This window comes from Pseudomonas syringae group sp. J309-1 (assembly GCF_032582135.1).
Lineage (GTDB): Bacteria > Pseudomonadota > Gammaproteobacteria > Pseudomonadales > Pseudomonadaceae > Aquipseudomonas > Aquipseudomonas quasicaspiana.
The window spans coordinates 19,934-35,801 of record NZ_JAWHNU010000023.1; the positions used below are offsets into that span (position 1 = coordinate 19,934).

Below are 15,868 nucleotides of genomic sequence, written 5' to 3' on the forward strand. Positions count from 1 at the left end.
GAGGAGATCTGTTGGAGCGAGGCTTGCCCGCGAACTAGACAACTCGGTATATCAGGAGCACTGCGTTATCGTTCTTCGTCGGAGTGCCGCCCAGACCAAGCCTCGCTCCAACAGATCGGAGGCTACAGACTGTGTTGCATTCAAGAAATCCGCCTCCAAAACGCATCCGCCTCGGCATTCCTGTTACCCCGCCAGCGCACCAGAATCACTTCCAGGTGATCGGACTCCATTTCCGGGTAAAGGCGCACTAACTCTTTTCGCTCGATCAACGGTGCAACCATGGTGTGTGGCATGCAGGCCACGCCGTGTCCGGCAGCCGCCATCGGCTTCAAGGCTTCCGATACTGTCGCTTCGAATACCCGGCGCAGGCGGTGCGGTTGCGGGTGGCGTTTGACCTGTTTGTGTGACAGGTCATGCAGTTGTGCGCTGCGGGCATAGGTCAGCCATGGGATGGGCGCATCGGAGTTGGCGCAGCGAGCTGCCACTTCTGGCGTGGCGACCCAGTAGAGTTCATCGTGGCCCAGCGACAGCTCTTCGAATTCGCTTTGTCGGGAGTACGGCTCGGTCTGGGCATCGCGATAGAACAGGATGAAATCGCAGCGGCCGGACATCAGCGCCATGTAGTAATCATCGGTACTGCGATAGCCCGTATCGATGCGGGTGAACATGGGCGACTCGGCGGACGAGAACTGGCTGATCCAGTCCGGAAAGAAATTGCAGCCCAGGGTATGCAGCGAGGCAAAGGTCAGGGGGCGGTCAATGATCTTCACGCTTTGCTCGCAATCTCGCGCCAGACGTACCAGCTCCGAGGCATTGGGTAGCAGCGCCTCACCAGCAGCGGTCAGCCGGATGGGGTTTTTGCTGCGATCTATCAGCGTCGCGCCCAGGCGGGTTTCGAGCAACTGGATGCGTCTGCTCAGCGCCGATTGCGATGAACCGCGCATGCTGGCAGCGGCGGTAAACTTGCCCGTATCGGCCAGGGCCAGAAAGTCTTCGTACCAATCGATATCCATAGTTATTCCAAAATTCGATAGCGCGACCAGCATAGTGGATCAACAGTCGCTAACGCATGCGGGTTTTGTATGGCTATTGTGCAGGTAATCGCCACCTGCCGATCCATCGTGGTTCATCCATAATTAGAAAAATCTGTCGTAGAAGGGGCAATGCTATGCAAAAACGGAATGGCCTTAAGACTTTCATCAAGTCGTCAATGTTGCTGATCAGCCTCGTGGGTGCTGCAGGTGCGCAAGCGGGTGTACTGGAAAAGGTCAAAGCGCACGGTGCTGTGCGTTGCGGCGTTGCCAGTGACAAACCAGGTTTCTCCCTGATTGATGACAAGGGCCAATGGACCGGCATGGACGTTGACCTCTGCCGCGGCGTAGCAGCCGCTGTGTTGGGCGACGCAAGCAAGGTTGAATACATCGCGACCACCGGCAAGAACCGTTTCACTGCATTGGCCTCTGGCGAAATCGACGTGCTGTCCCGCGCGACTTCCTGGACGGCGGATCGCGTTGCCAGCCTCGGTGTGGACTTCACCACCGTCTGGTTTTACGACGGCCAGGGTTTTATGACCCACGCCAAAGATGGTATCGAGAAGTTGACTGACCTCGATGGCGCGACTTTTTGCCTGTCACCTGGCACCACTTCGGAACAGAACCTCGACGATTATTTCAGCCAGCGCGGCCTGACGTACAAAACCGTGATCATCGAGAAAAGCCCTGAATTGTTCGCAGCCTTCCAGAGTGGCCGCTGCAACGCAATTTCCAATGACTTGTCTGGTCTGGCCTCACGCCGTGCCGTCATGAACAACCCGCAAGACTACGCGTTACTGCCTGAAGTGATCTCCAAGGAGCCGTTGGGTGCTTATGTTGCTCAAGGCGATACCGTGTGGCGCAACATCGTGACCTGGACCGCCTATGCGCTGATGACTGCCGAAGAGTTCAGCATCACCTCGGCCAACGTCGATGAGATGCGCGCCAAGAAGGGCGGCTCGGCGGACGTCGCGCGTTTGCTGGGCACCGAAGGTTCGGTGGGCAAGGCGTTCGGTATGGATAACGACTGGGCGTATCGCGCTATCAAGCAGGTCGGCAACTACGCCGAAATCTACGACCGTAACCTCGGCGAGAAAACCATTCTGAACTTCCCTCGCGGCCTTAACCGCTCTTGGAAAGATCAGGGCCTGCTGTACGCGCCACCAATCCGCTGATCGCGTCACTCTCCAACGGAATCACTGTCATGTGGACCCAACGCTTGCAGAACGCTCGAGTGCTGAGCGTGCTGCAGCAAGGCCTGGTTCTGGCCATTGTTGCAGCTGTGTTTTACGTGCTGGCGCACAACGCCAGTCTCAATTTGAAAGCGCTGAACATTGCTTCCGGCTTTGACTTTCTGTCACAGCGTGCCGGTTACGACATCAGCTTCAAACTGATCGACTTCACCCCCAACGACAGCTACGGCCGTGCGTATCTGGTGGGGTTGCTCAATACGCTGCTGGTCTCGGTGATGAGTATCGTGACCGCTACCGTCGTGGGCGTGGCGTTGGGTCTGTGCAAGGTTTCCGAGAACTGGCTGATCAATCGCCTGGCCGGTGCGAGTATCGAGTTTCTGCGCAATGTGCCGTTGGTGGTGCATCTGGTCTGGTGGTACGGACTGGCGCTGGCGTTGCCCGGTGTAAAGCAGGCGGTTTCGATTTTCGATGTGGCTTATCTGAGCAACAGCGGGTTGATATTGCCATGGCCTGCACAAGGTTCACTGGTGGGCTGGGGCCTGGCATTGATGGCGCTGGGCGTTTTGCTCGGTTTGATCGCCTGTCGCTTTCGTGATGCCAAGGCCAAATGGCGCAGTTTCACGCCACGCCGCTGGCCATTGCTGTTGGCGGGTGCGGTGCTGTTACCGCTGCTGGTGTATGCCCTGAGCGACGCGCACTGGAGCTGGGAAGTCCCGGTTGCCAAAGGTTTCGGCTTCAAAGGTGGCGTAGCGCTGGTGCCGGAACTGCTGGCCTTGTGGTTGGCGTTGTCCTTCTACAGCGCCAGTTACATTGCCGAAATTGTCCGTGGCGCCATCCAGTCGGTGCAGCGCGGCCAATACGAGGCCGCCAAGGCACTGGGCTTCGAATACGGGCCGACCATGCGCCAGTTGATCGTGCCGCAGGCGATCTATCCGATGATTCCGCAGGTCACCAACACCTACCTGAACATCGTCAAGAACTCATCTCTGGGTGTGGTCATCGGCTTCATGGAAATGGTGTCCTCCACCGGTGGCACCACCTTGAACCAGACCGGTCAGGCCATTGAATGCATCGCGCTGGTGATGGGCACGTACTGCGTCATGAGCCTGCTGATTTCCATTGCGATGAACATCTACAACCATCGCATCGGTCAGCGAGGCCATTGAGGATGAACATGATCAATCAAGCATCCCCTGCGCGCTTGCCGCCGACTAAACCACTGCCGGTACGAGTTCGGAAGTGGACGCGCGAGCATCTGTTCCCCAGCGTGGGTCACAGCTTGCTGACCGTTGCCGTGCTGGTGTTGCTGCTGTGGAGTATTCCGGCAGCGCTGAACTGGCTGGTGTTCGATGCCACGTTCGTCGGTACTGCACGCACCGACTGCAATCCCCATGGCGCGTGCTGGCTGCCGATTACCCAGCGCTGGAACCTGTTCGTGTATGGCTTCTATCCGGAGGCCGAGCGCTGGCGGGTCAATCTGGCGCTGTTTTTGGCGGTTTTCGCCTTCGTGCTGCTGTTCTTCAAGCGCCTGGATCGTCGCCTGCTGATTGGTTATCTGGCGCTACTGCCGGTGGTCATGTGGTGGTTGCTCAAAGGCGGCGCGGGTTTGCCGGAGATTTCGTCGACCAAGTTCGCGGGGATGATGGTGACGGTGTTTCTGGGCACGGTGGGTATGATCTTCGCCTTGCCCATCGGGATTCTGCTGGCCTTGGGGCGGCGCTCGAAGAAGCCCGTGATTCGCATCCTGAGCGTGATGTACATCGAGCTGGTGCGCTCTGTGCCGGTTATCTCGCTGCTGTTCATGGCCTCGCTGATGATCCAGCTGTTTCTGCCGCCGGGTTCTGCGTTCGACATCCTACTGCGTGTGCAGCTGGTGCTGATCCTGTTTACCGCTGCCTACATGGCCGAGACCCTGCGTGGTGGTTTGCAGAACCTGCCGAAGGGCCAATACGAAGCGGCTCAGGCGTTGGGTTTTGGCTACTGGAAAACCATGGGCCAGATTGTCCTGCCGCAAGTCTTGAAACAGTCGATTGCGCCGCTGCTGACGCAATTCATCGGCCTGTTCAAGGAGACCACGCTGGTCATGATCGTCGGCGTGCTGGACATCGTCGGTATCGCCATGAGCACCGCCGCAGCGCCGGAATGGGTGGGCTATGGCCATGAGATCTACATTTTTCTGGCGATCTACTTCTTCGTCGTCTGCTTCGCACTGTCGCGCTATGCCCGGCACCTTGAAAAGAAACTGGAACAGAACCGCTCATGACTGATCATCGCGAGGCTGACGCAGCCCCTATCGTGCGTATCGAGCAACTGAACAAATGGTATGGCCAATCCCACGTCCTGCGGGACATCTCGTTGTCGGTCAAGCCGGGCGAGAAAGTGGTGATTTGCGGTCCTTCGGGTTCGGGCAAATCCACTTTGATTCGTTGCATCAATCAACTGGAACAGCATCAGCAAGGCACCGTCGAAGTGTTGGGCGAAGTGCTGGATGGCAACGTGAAACGCCTGGAGCGCATTCGCCGACAAGTCGGCATGTGTTTCCAGCATTTCAACCTGTTCCCGCACCTCACGGTGCTGAAGAACTGTACGTTGCCGCAGACTTCCAACCTCGGGGTGCCCGAAAAGGAAGCCATCGAGCGCGCTTTGGCTCTGCTCGACAAAGTGCGCATGCGCGATCACGCCAACAAGTTTCCGTCGCAGTTGTCCGGTGGCCAGCAGCAGCGCATCGCGATTGCCCGTGCGTTGTGCATGCAGCCCAAGGTCATGCTGTTCGATGAACCGACCTCGGCACTGGACCCGGAGATGATTGCCGAAGTTCTGGAAGTCATGACTGGCCTGGCTCAGGAAGGCATGACGATGATTTGCGTGACTCACGAAATGGGTTTCGCCCGCAAAGTTGCCGACCGTGTCGTGTTCATGGATCAGGGTGAAATCGTCGAGCAGGCGACCCCGGATCGTTTCTTCTCTGCGCCGGAATCCGAGCGCACCCGTCGTTTCCTCAATCAGATCCTCGACCATGGAGTCCACGCGTGATGGCCAACCCTATTGCTATAGCCCTGCACGGTGGGGCGGGCGTACTGACTCCGGGTTTGCTGACGCCGGAAGACGAAACAGCCATTCACGAGGCTTTATTGCGGGCACTGAAAGCGGGTCTGACGTTGCTCGAGCAGGACGGTAGCAGCCTGGATGCCGTGCAGGCAGCGGTTATCGAGCTGGAAGAGTGCCCGTGGTTCAACGCCGGTAAAGGCGCGGTGTTCACCCACACCGGTGATCACGAACTGGACGCTGCAATCATGCACGGCGCCAACCGCGAGGCAGGTGCCGTGGCGGGGATTCATTTCGTGCGCAATCCGATCCTGGCTGCCCGCGCCGTGCTTGAGCACAGCGAGCATGTTTTGCTTGCGGGCGTTGGCGCTGATGCGTTTCTGGAAACACAGAATCTGGAGCGTGTCGCCAACGACTGGTACGACACGGATCTACGTCGCCGTCAGTGGCAGACTCAGCTTCAACAGCCCAATAGCGTTTCGCTGGAGCCAGGCGGCGTCGACAAGAAGTTCGGCACCGTGGGTGCCGTCGCGCTGGACCGTCACGGTCATGTGGCTGCGGCGACGTCTACTGGCGGGATCACCAACAAACGTTTCGGCCGTATCGGCGATTCGCCGTTGATTGGCTCCGGTACCTGGGCAGACGACCGCAGCGCAGCGATCTCCGCTACCGGTCATGGCGAGTTCTTCATCCGCACCGTAGTGGCCCACAACATCGCGTCCCGCGTGCTGCTGACCGGCGAAACGCTCAATACGGCCTGCGACACGGTGGTGTCAGGTGAGTTGAAAGCCATGGGCGGCAACGGTGGCGTGATTGCCGTATCACCAACCGGCGAAACCGCATTGAGCTTCAACACACCGGGCATGTACCGCGCGTGGCGTGATGAACAGGGTGGTTTGCATACCGCGATTTATGCAGAGGATGATCGTCTGCATCTGGCTTAAGACTTGATCGTTTTGTAGGCACTGTGGGAGCGAATTCATTCGCGAAGAGGGCATTCCAGAAAAGTATCTGGTTCTGACACACCGCCTTCGCGAATGAATTCGCTCCCACACAGACTGTGTGAAAACGTAGCGAGCGACGGCAAGACAAGGCAAAAACAGGCGAAAAAGCGGAGTCTAGGTGTTCTAAATGAGCATTTTTCGCCTGTTTTTAACGCAGTATTGCCGAGCGCAGTAGTTTTCACACAGTCTGCACAGGTTCGAGTGTTCGCTGCGCTTAGCGCAGCTCCCCGCACAGATCCACTTCAACCAACCGGCGTACTTCAGCCAGCGGCAAGCCTGCACCCAGCAACAGATGCAGCTTGCCCAGCGCTGCTTCACGGGTCATGCCGCCACCGGACAGCACGCCAGCACCGCGCAGGCGGCTTCCCGCTTCGTAGACGTCCAGTTCGACACCGCCTTCATGGCACTGCGTGATTGCAACGACGCAGATGCCTTGCTGGTGGGCGCGTTCCAGGCTGGTCAGGAAAGCCGGGTCATCGCTGGGGCCGGTACCACTGCCGAAGCATTCGAGCACCAGCCCCTGGATGCCGCTGTCGATAACAGCGTTGAGTTGTGCTGCACCGATACCTGGAAATAACGGCAGGATGGCGACGCTGGCCGCGACTTTAGGCAGGCGATAATCCAGCTGTGCAGGATGCACAGCCGGTGTTTCGCCACTGTGGGCGCGGTTCAGCGCTGCGAACGGATGGCGACCGAAGCTGCGGATTTTTGCGCAACGGGTCGGTGCCAGCAGTTCACCGTGGAAGTACAAATGCACGCCTGAGTTCAGACCTTCGCCCAGCGCGACCAGTGAGCCGTTGACGTTTTCCCAGGCATCGCTGTCCGGGACGCCAGCAGGCAGCATTGAGCCGGTGAATAGCACTGGAGCATGGAGCCCCAGCAACTGGAAGCTCATGGCGGCGGCGCTGTACGCCAGCGTGTCAGTACCGTGAAGGATCAACACCGCGTCGCAACCGTGGACATCAACTGCGTCGATGACTGCTTCGCGCAGACGCAGCCAGTAGGCCGGTGTCATGTTGGCGCTGTCGATCAGCGGGGCCATCTCACGAAAGCGCCATTCAGGCACCACCAGATCAGGCAGTTCGGCCAGTTGCCCGGCCATGCGTGCCTCGAAGCCCGATGCAGGTGCCAGGCCATTGGCGCTGGCCTGCATGCCGATAGTGCCACCGGTATAAAGAACCATGACTCGCTGAGCGGGTTGTGGCTGTTCATGAGTCATGATTCTTCTCCGGTATGACTTTAGCTATCAGGCTTGGGTAGCAGGCTTTGCCGTGGCCTCGACCGGGTTGACCGGTGTGTGGTCAGGGTTGGCAGGCCATGCGTTGCGGTCCAGGTCCAGATCCGGGAACTGGCTCGAATCGAATACTGGAGTCTTGATGCCCGCCTTACGTTGCGCATCGTAGTCGCGCAGGATGCGCATGGCGACTTTGAACAACATTGCCAGGGCGATCAGGTTGACGAAGGCCAGCAACGTCATGGTGATGTCGGCGAAGGCGAATACGGTGTTCAGATCTACTACGGCACCCCAAAGGATCAGCACCAGCACGAAAATCCGATAGCCGACGATGGCTTTCTTGCTCTCGCCCACGAGGAAACGCAGGCTGTTTTCGCCCAGATAGTAGTTGTAAAGAATCGAGGTAAAGACAAACAGCGCCAGGGCGACACTGATGAAGATACGACCCCAGTCACCGACCACGGCTGCCAGCGAGTTCTGTGCCAGAACGATACCGTTGCCGCTGTAACCCACATCGTAGATGCCCGAGAGCAGAATCAGCAACGCGGTGCAGGTGCAGATCACGAAGGTGTCGAGGAACACGCTGAATGCCTGAACCACGCCCTGTGAGATCGGGTGCTCAACCTGCGCAACAGCGGCCACGTTTGGTGCACTGCCCAGGCCTGCTTCGTTAGCGAACACGCCGCGTTTCACGCCCATGACGATTGCGCTGCCGATCAGGCCGCCAAACACCGGGTCCAGACCAAATGCGCTTTTGACGATGGTCGCCAGCATGGCCGGAACGTGGTCAATCTGCAGGACGATGACGTAGATGGTCACCGCGATATAGATCAGGGTTTTCACGGGCACCAGAAGGTCGGAAATCGCCGCGATACGCTTGATACCGCCGACAAACGCCAGACCTAGCAGCACAACCAGGCAGATGCCGGTGGTCATGGTATCGATGCCGAAAGCGCCTTTGAGGGAGTCGGTTACTGCGTGGGATTGCAGACCGTTGAAGGCAAAACCGAAGGTCACCAGCAGCAACACTGCCATGACCATCCCCAACCAGCGCTTACCCAGACCATGCTGAATGTAATACGCCGGACCGCCACGGAACTGGCCTTCGGAGTCTTTGCGTTTGTAGAGCTGAGCGAGCGAACACTCGATGAAGCTGCTGGCCATGCCCACCAGTGCGGTGACCCACATCCAGAAAACCGCGCCTGGGCCGCCCAGTGTTACGGCGATACCGACACCGGCAATGTTGCCTGCGCCAACACGTCCGGCAAGGCTGAGCATCAATGCCTGAAAGGAACTGAGCTGGCCGGTGCTGTTGCGTAAACTATCCCTGAAAACAGCGAACATGTGGAAAAAGTGGCGAAACTGGACGAAACGCGAACGTATCGTGAAATAACCGCCGAGCCCTACGATCAGTACGATCAGCACTTTACCCGAAAGGAAGTCGTTGATGACTTCAAGCATTGGAGAATCCTCGCTGTTGTTTTTAGGGGCGCGCACTATACCGGTGCGCTCGTCTTGCGTCTGCAATACTTTTCCTTTCCAGTGCAGCGATACATCCATGTTGTTATTGGCAGTGAGCGTTTTGCAGGTAAAAAAAAGGGTCCGGAGAGAATGATCTCTGGACCCCCAAAAGGGGTGAGGAGTGTCTAGGTCCTCAACACCTGGTGAGCGTGTAGCTGTCGAGCATTTGCATCAGGCCTTCAATGGGACCAGACGCGGGGCAATCATGTTTTCCGGTCGCAGGATGTCGTCCAGCATGGCGTCGTCCAGCAAGCCTTCTTCGCGAACCAGTTCCAGTACGCCGCGCCCGGTTTCCAGCGCGATACGGGCGATACGGGTGGCGTTTTCATAACCGATGTAAGGGTTCAGTGCGGTGACCAGGCCAATGGAGTGCTCGACCAGTTCGCGGCAGCGGGCTTCGTTGGCGGTGATGCCGACGATGCAGTGCTCGCGCAGCATGTCCATGGCGCGTTGCAGCAGGCGAATCGAATCGAAAATCTTGTAGGCGATCAGCGGCTCCATCACGTTGAGCTGCAATTGACCGCCTTCGGCTGCCATGGTCAGTGCCAGGTCGTTGCCGATGATTTCGAAGGCAACCATGTTGACCGCTTCCGGGATGACCGGGTTGACCTTGCCGGGCATGATCGAGCTGCCTGGCTGACGCGCTGGCAGGTTGATTTCGTTGATGCCGGTGCGTGGGCCGCTGGACAGCAGGCGCAGGTCGTTGCAGATCTTCGACAGTTTGACGGCGGTACGCTTGAGCATGCCGGAGAACAGCACGAAGGCGCCCATGTCGGAAGTGGCTTCGATCAGGTCAGCCGCCGGAACCAGTGGTTGGCCGCTGATGATCGCCAGACGGTCAACGGCAAGCTTCTGGTAGCCCGGGTCGGCGTTGATGCCGGTACCGATGGCGGTTCCGCCCAGGTTCACCTCGGTCAGCAGTTCTGGTGCCAGGCTGCGAAGACGATTCAAGTCTTCGGTCAGTGTTGTGGCGAAGGCACGGAATTCCTGGCCGAGAGTCATCGGCACAGCGTCCTGCAGCTGGGTACGGCCCATTTTCAGTACGTGGTTGAATTCCTGGCCCTTGGCCGCGAATGCCTGAATCAGGCTGTCGAGGCTGGCCAGCAGAGCGTCGTGACCCAGCAGCAGGCCCAGACGAATAGCGGTCGGGTAGGCGTCGTTGGTCGATTGAGCCATGTTGACATCGTTATTCGGGTGCAGCTGTTTGTAATCGCCTTTCTCGAAGCCCATGGCTTCCAGAGCAATGTTGGCGATGACTTCGTTGGCATTCATGTTGGTTGAAGTGCCAGCGCCGCCTTGAATCATGTCCACCACGAAGTGCTCGTGGAAATCGCCGCGAATCAGACGTGCACAAGCTTCGCTGATCGCTGCATGCTTGGCCGCATTGAGGTGGCCCAACTGATGGTTCGCGTCAGCGGCTGCCTGTTTGACCATCGCCAGTCCGACTACCAGCTTCGGGTAGTGCGAAAGCGGAACGCCGGAAAGGTGAAAATTGTTCACCGCTCGCAACGTTTGAATACCGTAATACGCGTCAGCAGGGACTTCGAGAACACCAAGCAGGTCTTTTTCGGTGCGCGATGATGCAGGCGAGGACATGATAGAGATAATCTCAAGAGAGGCACGGACAAGGCCGGAACGCCGCTGATACTGGTCCTCTGGCATATTTTTGACCAATGCTGTTACATACTGGGCCATGCCGAAACGGCATAATGCAGATGTGACGCGATAGGTGTTACTGGCGTGTATATACATTTCCGGCGGTTAGCGGGGTCTTTGTGGGAGCGAATTTATTCGCGAATAGATGTCCCTGACACGTCTGTTTGTCTGACACACCGGCTTTCGCGAATGAATTCGCTCCCACAGGACCCATCCCAATTCAGATGGATAGGGTGCAGGTAAGAGGACAACATGAATCTGGAAAGCAAATGGCTGGAAGACTTCAGTGCGCTGGCCTCTACGCGCAGTTTTTCCCAGGCGGCAGAGAAGCGTTTTGTGACGCAACCCGCCTTCAGCCGGCGTATTCGCAGCCTTGAAGCGGCGCTGGGGCTGACGCTGGTCAATCGTTCGCGTACGCCCATCGAGCTGACGGCGGCTGGCCAGCTGTTTCTGGTCACGGCGCGTACCGTGGTCGAGCAACTGGGTGAAGTGTTGCGTCACTTGCACCATCTGGAAGGCGGGCAGGGCGAAGTCATGCAGGTTGCTGCGGCGCACTCCCTGGCGCTGGGCTTCTTCCCGCGCTGGATTGCTCAGTTGCGCAACGAAGGCCTGAACATCGCGACCCGGCTGGTCGCCACCAACGTTGGCGACGCTGTGCATGCCTTGCGTGAGGGCGGCTGTGACCTGATGCTGGCGTTCTACGATCCGGATGCCGCCCTGCAGATGGACCCGGAAATCTTCCCGTCGCTGCATCTTGCCCACACCGAAATGCTGCCGGTATGCGCCGCCGATGAGCATGGCGAGCCGCTGTTTGCTCTGGAGGACGGTGGCAGCGTGCCGCTTCTGGCTTACAGCGCCGGAGCTTTTCTGGGCCGTTCGGTGAATCTGTTACTGCGCCAGCGAAACCTGCGCTTTACCACGATCTACGAAACGGCCATGGCCGACAGTCTCAAGAGCATGGCACTGGAAGGTCTGGGCATCGCCTGGGTACCGAGGCTCAGCGTGCGTGCCGAATTGGCCCGCGGCGAACTGGTCGAGTGCGGTGGCCCGCAATGGCATATTCCACTGGAGATCCGCCTGTATCGCTGCGCCTTGGTACGCAAGGCCAGCGTGCGCTTGTTATGGCGCAAGCTTGAGAGCGCCGCGACCCCTGATGGAGCTTGACCCGCAGGTCAGTAAATACGGGGTTTGCAGGTCATAAACGGCTCACAGGACAGATGGTCACGAGGGGTGCTTCAAACGCTCTTCTTTGGGGTATACTGCGCGGCCTTTGGCCGGCTCGACCGGTCATTATTCGTACAGCAAGCCACGCCGGTCCTCCCGCGTGGCTTGTTTGTTTTTTGATGCGCCTGCGGGCGCCCGATGAGAGGCACGACGATGAGCGCACTGGTTGGCGTGATCATGGGCTCCAAGTCCGATTGGTCCACCCTTAGCCACACCGCCGATATGCTGGAAAAGCTCGGCATTCCGTACGAAGTGAAAGTGGTGTCTGCGCACCGCACTCCGGACTTGCTGTTCCAGTATGCCGAACAGGCTGAAGCACGCGGTATTGAAGTGATCATCGCCGGTGCTGGTGGCGCTGCTCACTTGCCGGGCATGTGTGCGGCCAAGACCCACCTCCCGGTACTGGGCGTTCCAGTCCAGTCCTCCATGCTGTCGGGCGTCGACTCGTTGCTGTCCATCGTGCAGATGCCTGCTGGTATTCCGGTTGCGACCCTGGCCATCGGCAAGGCCGGTGCGATCAACGCAGCGCTGCTCTCTGCCAGCATCCTGGGCGCCAAGCATCCACAATTCCACGCAGTGTTGAAGAAATTCCGCACTGAGCAGACAGACAGCGTTCTGGACAATCCAGACCCGCGCGACGCCTGAGGTTTTGCAATGAAGATTGGTGTAATCGGTGGCGGCCAGTTGGGCCGCATGTTGGCCTTGGCAGGAACCCCACTGGGGATGAACTTCGCCTTCCTGGACCCCGCGCCAGACGCGTGCGCAGCCGCATTGGGCGAACATCTGCGTGCCGATTACGGCGATCAGGATCATCTTCGTCAGCTGGCTGACGAAGTGGATCTGGTGACCTTCGAGTTCGAAAGCGTACCTGCTGAAACCGTGGCGTTCCTGTCGCAGTTCGTGCCGGTTTATCCGAGCGCCGAAGCCTTGCGCATTGCCCGTGATCGCTGGTTCGAAAAAAGCATGTTCAAGGACCTGGGCATTCCGACGCCTGAGTTCGCCGACATTCAGTCCCAGGCCGATCTGGATGCTGCTGTCGCCGCTATCGGCCTGCCTGCAGTGCTCAAGACGCGCACCCTGGGTTATGACGGCAAGGGCCAGAAAGTTCTGCGCACCTCAGCTGACGTCGAAGGTACTTTCGCGGAACTGGGCAGCGTTGCCTGTTTGCTGGAAGGTTTTGTACCGTTCACCGGTGAAGTCTCGCTGATCGCCGTGCGTGCTCGTGACGGGGAAACCCGTTTCTACCCGCTGGTGCACAACACCCACGACAACGGCATCCTACGTATCTCCATTGCCAGCACCGATCACCCGCTGCAGGCGTTGGCTGAAGATTACGCCGGTCGTGTGCTCAAGCAGCTCGATTATGTTGGCGTGCTGGCTTTCGAGTTCTTCGAAGTCGATGGCGGCCTGAAAGCCAACGAAATCGCGCCTCGTGTGCACAACTCAGGGCACTGGACCACCGAAGGTGCTGAGTGCAGCCAGTTCGAAAACCACCTGCGGGCGGTAGCGGGCTTGCCGCTGGGCTCAACGGCCAAGGTGGGGGAGAGCGCAATGCTCAACTTCATCGGTGAAGTGCCGGCTGTTGATAAAGTGACCGCTATTGATGATTGCCATCTGCATCATTACGGCAAAGCGTTCAAGGCGGGCCGTAAAGTGGGCCACGCCACCGTGCGCAGCGCTGATCGCGCAACGCTGGATCGCCAGGTGAAGCTGGTTGAGGCCCTGATCAAAAACTGATCAAGACGCCCTTGTAGGAGCTGCCGAAGGCTGCGAAAGCGGGGTGTCAGACATACCCCTTTCGCAGCCTTCGGCAGCTCCTACGGATTTTGTGCCTGTCTTATGCATTGAACCATTCCAACCCCGCACCTCTCTGATAGCGTGATGCCAATGGCTGACCAAGCTTTGGCATATCACTTATTTGAGAGGGAAAACGGCATGGGTATTATCGGAACCATCTTCATCGGCTTGATCGTTGGCCTGCTGGCGCGTTTCCTCAAGCCAGGCGACGACAGCATGGGTTGGATCATGACCATTCTGTTGGGCATCGGCGGTTCGCTGGCGGCCACGTATGGCGGTCAGGCGCTGGGCATCTATCAGGCAGGCGAAGGCGCAGGCTTCCTGGGTGCATTGGTTGGCGCAATCGTACTGTTGGTGATCTTCGGCCTGATCAAAAAGAAAAGCTGATGTTCAATGGCCCTCTGCGTTCCGGCACGCAGAGGGCTAGAATGCCGGGCAGTTTTTCAACTTCCCATACTTGCCGAGCCTGTCGATGCGTCGTCTCTTAGTTATCCCTCTGCTTCTGATCTGCGGCCTGGCCCGCGCTGAAATCCCTGAAACCGACTGGCTGGACCTGATGCCCAAGTCGGATCAGAAAGCCCTCGAAGCCATGCCTGAAATTGACCACAACTCCCCTGAAGCCCAAGGGACGTTTGACAGCAAAGGTGGTTTGAAGCAAAGCAAGGGTTTGCCTGCCGTCATGTACTCAGCCAAGACCGTACCGGCCATGAATGGCAAGGAAGTGCGTCTTGGAGGTTATCCAGTACCGCTTGAAACGGATGCCAAGGGCCACAGCACGCTGTTTTTCCTTGTTCCGTATCCTGGCGCCTGTATCCACGTGCCACCGCCACCGCCCAACCAGCTTGTGTTGGTGCGTTACCCCAAAGGCCTGAAGATCGAAGACATCTACACGCCGCTGTGGGTGGTTGGCAAACTGAAGGTTGAAAAGGTCAGCAACGATCTGGCTGATGCGGCTTATGCAATGGATGCAGAGAAAGCGCGAGTGGTGGTTGAGGCGGATTTGTAGGGCTTACGCAGGCCGGTAGGAGCGCGCTTGCCCGCGATGAGCGATGACGCGGTTTGTCAGACAGACCGAGTTATCGTTCATCGCGGGCAAGCGCGCTCCTACAGAAATCAGGCTTCCGACAAAGACTCAGCCCAGATACTCACATCCAGCACATGCATCTGCTCCGGCTCCAGCGTCACGATATCGTCCAGCACGTTGGCTGTTTCGACGCATACCATGCCCTGCCAGCCATCAGCGGCCATATCGTTGAAGGTTTTGGTTTTCTCGATCCACGGATTCCACACGATGGCTGACTTGGAGCCGTTGGTGCAGATATGGATTTTGCGCTGCCATGTCGGATCGACAATGCTCAGCATGTCCGGGGTGTTGAGGTAAATGCGGTCGGTCTCGCCTGCGAATTTCACATCGCCGGACTGCTTGCGCTCTTCCCAGTTTTCCAGAGTTTCGATGTAACGCACGCCATCGAGGCCTTTGATGCTGATTTCGCGTACATCGCTGACGGCGAAGTAGGTGTGCAGCGCTTGGCTGAAACTCACGGTTTCAGTACCGGAGTTGTAGCTCACTAGGCTGACATTCAGTGCTTCGTCCAGACGAATGCTCAGTTTCAGACCCACGTTATGCGGCCAGCCTGGCAGCTTGCCTTCCGTCTTGGGCTGGATGAAATCGACGATCAACGCGTCGTCATCTTCGGCCATCCCCATCAATTCCCAGTCAATGGCGCGTACTTCGCCATGAGCCTTGGCGGGCTCGTCGCTCACGCGCATGGCCTGAACACTTTCCGGGTTACGCTGAAGATTGCCGAACCATGGCCAGCACACAGGCATGCCGCCGCGAATCGGAGTGCCTTTTTTGAAGGCGGCTTGATCATTGGACCAGATCAGCGGCTGCTGCCCGGCCAGCTTGTAACTGACGATATGCGCACCTTGCTGGGCGACAACGAGTTCAGCTTCACCGTGGCTGATTCTCCAGCAGTTAAGCTCATCGATGGTGACGGATTCGACCTGGGGCGTTGGCATATAAAGAACTCTCAAACAAAGACTAAGACAAAATGGACCATGTCCAGGTCGATGAGTTTACCTTTCTCCAGCCAGCCTTACCTTCTTTGGAGTGTGATTCACTGTAGGAGCTGCCGAACGCTGCGAATCGCGGTGTTTCAG

The 15,868-nt window shown here is 58.1% G+C and carries 15 protein-coding genes; 10 read left to right on the forward strand and 5 right to left on the reverse strand.

The window, feature by feature from the left end; all coding sequences use genetic code 11:
• Positions 1 to 140: 140 nt before the first annotated feature.
• A complete protein-coding gene (locus tag RX972_RS14340) occupies positions 141 to 1,013 on the reverse strand; it encodes a LysR family transcriptional regulator (protein WP_099270115.1) in 873 nt (290 codons plus the stop codon).
• Between the two features lie 197 nt (positions 1,014 to 1,210).
• Between RX972_RS14340 and RX972_RS14345 the strand changes: the two genes are divergently transcribed.
• From RX972_RS14345 to RX972_RS14365, 5 genes are read left to right on the forward strand one after another with little or no spacing between them, the layout of a single operon-like run.
• Entirely contained in the window at positions 1,211 to 2,206 is a 996-nt protein-coding gene (locus RX972_RS14345) for an amino acid ABC transporter substrate-binding protein (protein WP_373562242.1), read from the forward strand.
• A 29-nt stretch (positions 2,207 to 2,235) separates the two neighbouring features.
• Positions 2,236 to 3,390 carry an amino acid ABC transporter permease gene (locus RX972_RS14350; protein ID WP_122396669.1) on the forward strand — a complete coding sequence of 385 codons (1,155 nt, stop codon included), beginning with the start codon at positions 2,236 to 2,238 and terminating at the stop codon, positions 3,388 to 3,390.
• A gap of 8 nt (positions 3,391 to 3,398) precedes the next feature.
• Positions 3,399 to 4,487, forward strand: a complete 1,089-nt coding sequence (locus tag RX972_RS14355) for an amino acid ABC transporter permease (RefSeq protein ID WP_316876216.1) — start codon at positions 3,399 to 3,401, stop codon at positions 4,485 to 4,487.
• Positions 4,484 to 5,257: an amino acid ABC transporter ATP-binding protein gene (locus tag RX972_RS14360; protein WP_095093048.1), complete on the forward strand. Its 774-nt coding sequence runs from the start codon at positions 4,484 to 4,486 to the stop codon at positions 5,255 to 5,257. The genes RX972_RS14355 and RX972_RS14360 overlap by 4 nt, the downstream gene beginning before the upstream one ends.
• Complete coding sequence (locus RX972_RS14365) at positions 5,257 to 6,213, forward strand: isoaspartyl peptidase/L-asparaginase family protein (RefSeq protein ID WP_231665580.1); 957 nt, start codon at positions 5,257 to 5,259, stop codon at positions 6,211 to 6,213. The genes RX972_RS14360 and RX972_RS14365 overlap by 1 nt, the downstream gene beginning before the upstream one ends.
• Positions 6,214 to 6,487: 274 nt before the next feature.
• Here RX972_RS14365 and RX972_RS14370 read toward each other — a convergent pair whose 3' ends face one another.
• From RX972_RS14370 to RX972_RS14380, 3 genes are all read right to left on the reverse strand, one after another.
• Complete coding sequence (locus RX972_RS14370; protein WP_316876218.1) at positions 6,488 to 7,492, reverse strand: asparaginase; 1,005 nt, start codon at positions 7,490 to 7,492, stop codon at positions 6,488 to 6,490.
• A gap of 27 nt (positions 7,493 to 7,519) precedes the next feature.
• On the reverse strand, positions 7,520 to 8,968 hold the full coding sequence (locus tag RX972_RS14375) for an alanine/glycine:cation symporter family protein (RefSeq protein WP_099270109.1): 1,449 nt from the start codon (positions 8,966 to 8,968) through the stop codon (positions 7,520 to 7,522).
• 231 nt (positions 8,969 to 9,199) lie between these two features.
• Positions 9,200 to 10,624: an aspartate ammonia-lyase gene (locus RX972_RS14380; protein ID WP_027898152.1), complete on the reverse strand. Its 1,425-nt coding sequence runs from the start codon at positions 10,622 to 10,624 to the stop codon at positions 9,200 to 9,202.
• Between the two features lie 312 nt (positions 10,625 to 10,936).
• Here RX972_RS14380 and RX972_RS14385 point away from each other — a divergent pair, with 312 nt between their 5' ends.
• From RX972_RS14385 to RX972_RS14405, 5 genes are all read left to right on the forward strand, one after another.
• Entirely contained in the window at positions 10,937 to 11,848 is a 912-nt protein-coding gene (locus RX972_RS14385) for a LysR substrate-binding domain-containing protein (RefSeq protein WP_316876222.1), read from the forward strand.
• A gap of 213 nt (positions 11,849 to 12,061) precedes the next feature.
• Positions 12,062 to 12,553 carry a 5-(carboxyamino)imidazole ribonucleotide mutase gene (gene purE / locus RX972_RS14390; RefSeq protein WP_027902272.1) on the forward strand — a complete coding sequence of 164 codons (492 nt, stop codon included), beginning with the start codon at positions 12,062 to 12,064 and terminating at the stop codon, positions 12,551 to 12,553.
• Between the two features lie 9 nt (positions 12,554 to 12,562).
• Positions 12,563 to 13,645 carry a 5-(carboxyamino)imidazole ribonucleotide synthase gene (locus tag RX972_RS14395; protein ID WP_099270106.1) on the forward strand — a complete coding sequence of 361 codons (1,083 nt, stop codon included), beginning with the start codon at positions 12,563 to 12,565 and terminating at the stop codon, positions 13,643 to 13,645.
• Positions 13,646 to 13,843: 198 nt separating this feature from the next.
• The gene (locus RX972_RS14400; protein WP_027902270.1) at positions 13,844 to 14,092 is read left to right on the forward strand and encodes a GlsB/YeaQ/YmgE family stress response membrane protein; all 249 of its coding nucleotides are present in this window, start codon (positions 13,844 to 13,846) and stop codon (positions 14,090 to 14,092) included.
• An 85-nt stretch (positions 14,093 to 14,177) separates the two neighbouring features.
• Positions 14,178 to 14,711 carry a DUF3299 domain-containing protein gene (locus RX972_RS14405; RefSeq protein WP_027902269.1) on the forward strand — a complete coding sequence of 178 codons (534 nt, stop codon included), beginning with the start codon at positions 14,178 to 14,180 and terminating at the stop codon, positions 14,709 to 14,711.
• A 107-nt stretch (positions 14,712 to 14,818) separates the two neighbouring features.
• On the opposite strand, the gene RX972_RS14410 is transcribed toward RX972_RS14405, so the two are convergent.
• Positions 14,819 to 15,727 carry a D-hexose-6-phosphate mutarotase gene (locus tag RX972_RS14410; protein ID WP_027901947.1) on the reverse strand — a complete coding sequence of 303 codons (909 nt, stop codon included), beginning with the start codon at positions 15,725 to 15,727 and terminating at the stop codon, positions 14,819 to 14,821.
• Between the last annotated feature and the right edge of the window lie 141 nt (positions 15,728 to 15,868).

Excerpts from the sequence above, each read along its gene's own strand:
- RX972_RS14340 (WP_099270115.1), bottom strand. The coding sequence starts at position 1,013 with ATGGATATCGATTGGTACGAAGACTTTCTGGCCCTGGCCGATACGGGC.
- RX972_RS14345 (WP_373562242.1), top strand. The coding sequence starts at position 1,211 with ATGTTGCTGATCAGCCTCGTGGGTGCTGCAGGTGCGCAAGCGGGTGTA.
- RX972_RS14350 (WP_122396669.1), top strand. The coding sequence starts at position 2,236 with ATGTGGACCCAACGCTTGCAGAACGCTCGAGTGCTGAGCGTGCTGCAG.
- RX972_RS14355 (WP_316876216.1), top strand. The coding sequence starts at position 3,399 with ATGATCAATCAAGCATCCCCTGCGCGCTTGCCGCCGACTAAACCACTG.
- RX972_RS14360 (WP_095093048.1), top strand. The coding sequence starts at position 4,484 with ATGACTGATCATCGCGAGGCTGACGCAGCCCCTATCGTGCGTATCGAG.
- RX972_RS14365 (WP_231665580.1), top strand. The coding sequence starts at position 5,257 with ATGGCCAACCCTATTGCTATAGCCCTGCACGGTGGGGCGGGCGTACTG.
- RX972_RS14370 (WP_316876218.1), bottom strand. The coding sequence starts at position 7,492 with ATGACTCATGAACAGCCACAACCCGCTCAGCGAGTCATGGTTCTTTAT.
- RX972_RS14375 (WP_099270109.1), bottom strand. The coding sequence starts at position 8,968 with ATGCTTGAAGTCATCAACGACTTCCTTTCGGGTAAAGTGCTGATCGTA.
- RX972_RS14380 (WP_027898152.1), bottom strand. The coding sequence starts at position 10,624 with ATGTCCTCGCCTGCATCATCGCGCACCGAAAAAGACCTGCTTGGTGTT.
- RX972_RS14385 (WP_316876222.1), top strand. The coding sequence starts at position 10,937 with ATGAATCTGGAAAGCAAATGGCTGGAAGACTTCAGTGCGCTGGCCTCT.
- purE (WP_027902272.1), top strand. The coding sequence starts at position 12,062 with ATGAGCGCACTGGTTGGCGTGATCATGGGCTCCAAGTCCGATTGGTCC.
- RX972_RS14395 (WP_099270106.1), top strand. The coding sequence starts at position 12,563 with ATGAAGATTGGTGTAATCGGTGGCGGCCAGTTGGGCCGCATGTTGGCC.
- RX972_RS14400 (WP_027902270.1), top strand. The coding sequence starts at position 13,844 with ATGGGTATTATCGGAACCATCTTCATCGGCTTGATCGTTGGCCTGCTG.
- RX972_RS14405 (WP_027902269.1), top strand. The coding sequence starts at position 14,178 with ATGCGTCGTCTCTTAGTTATCCCTCTGCTTCTGATCTGCGGCCTGGCC.
- RX972_RS14410 (WP_027901947.1), bottom strand. The coding sequence starts at position 15,727 with ATGCCAACGCCCCAGGTCGAATCCGTCACCATCGATGAGCTTAACTGC.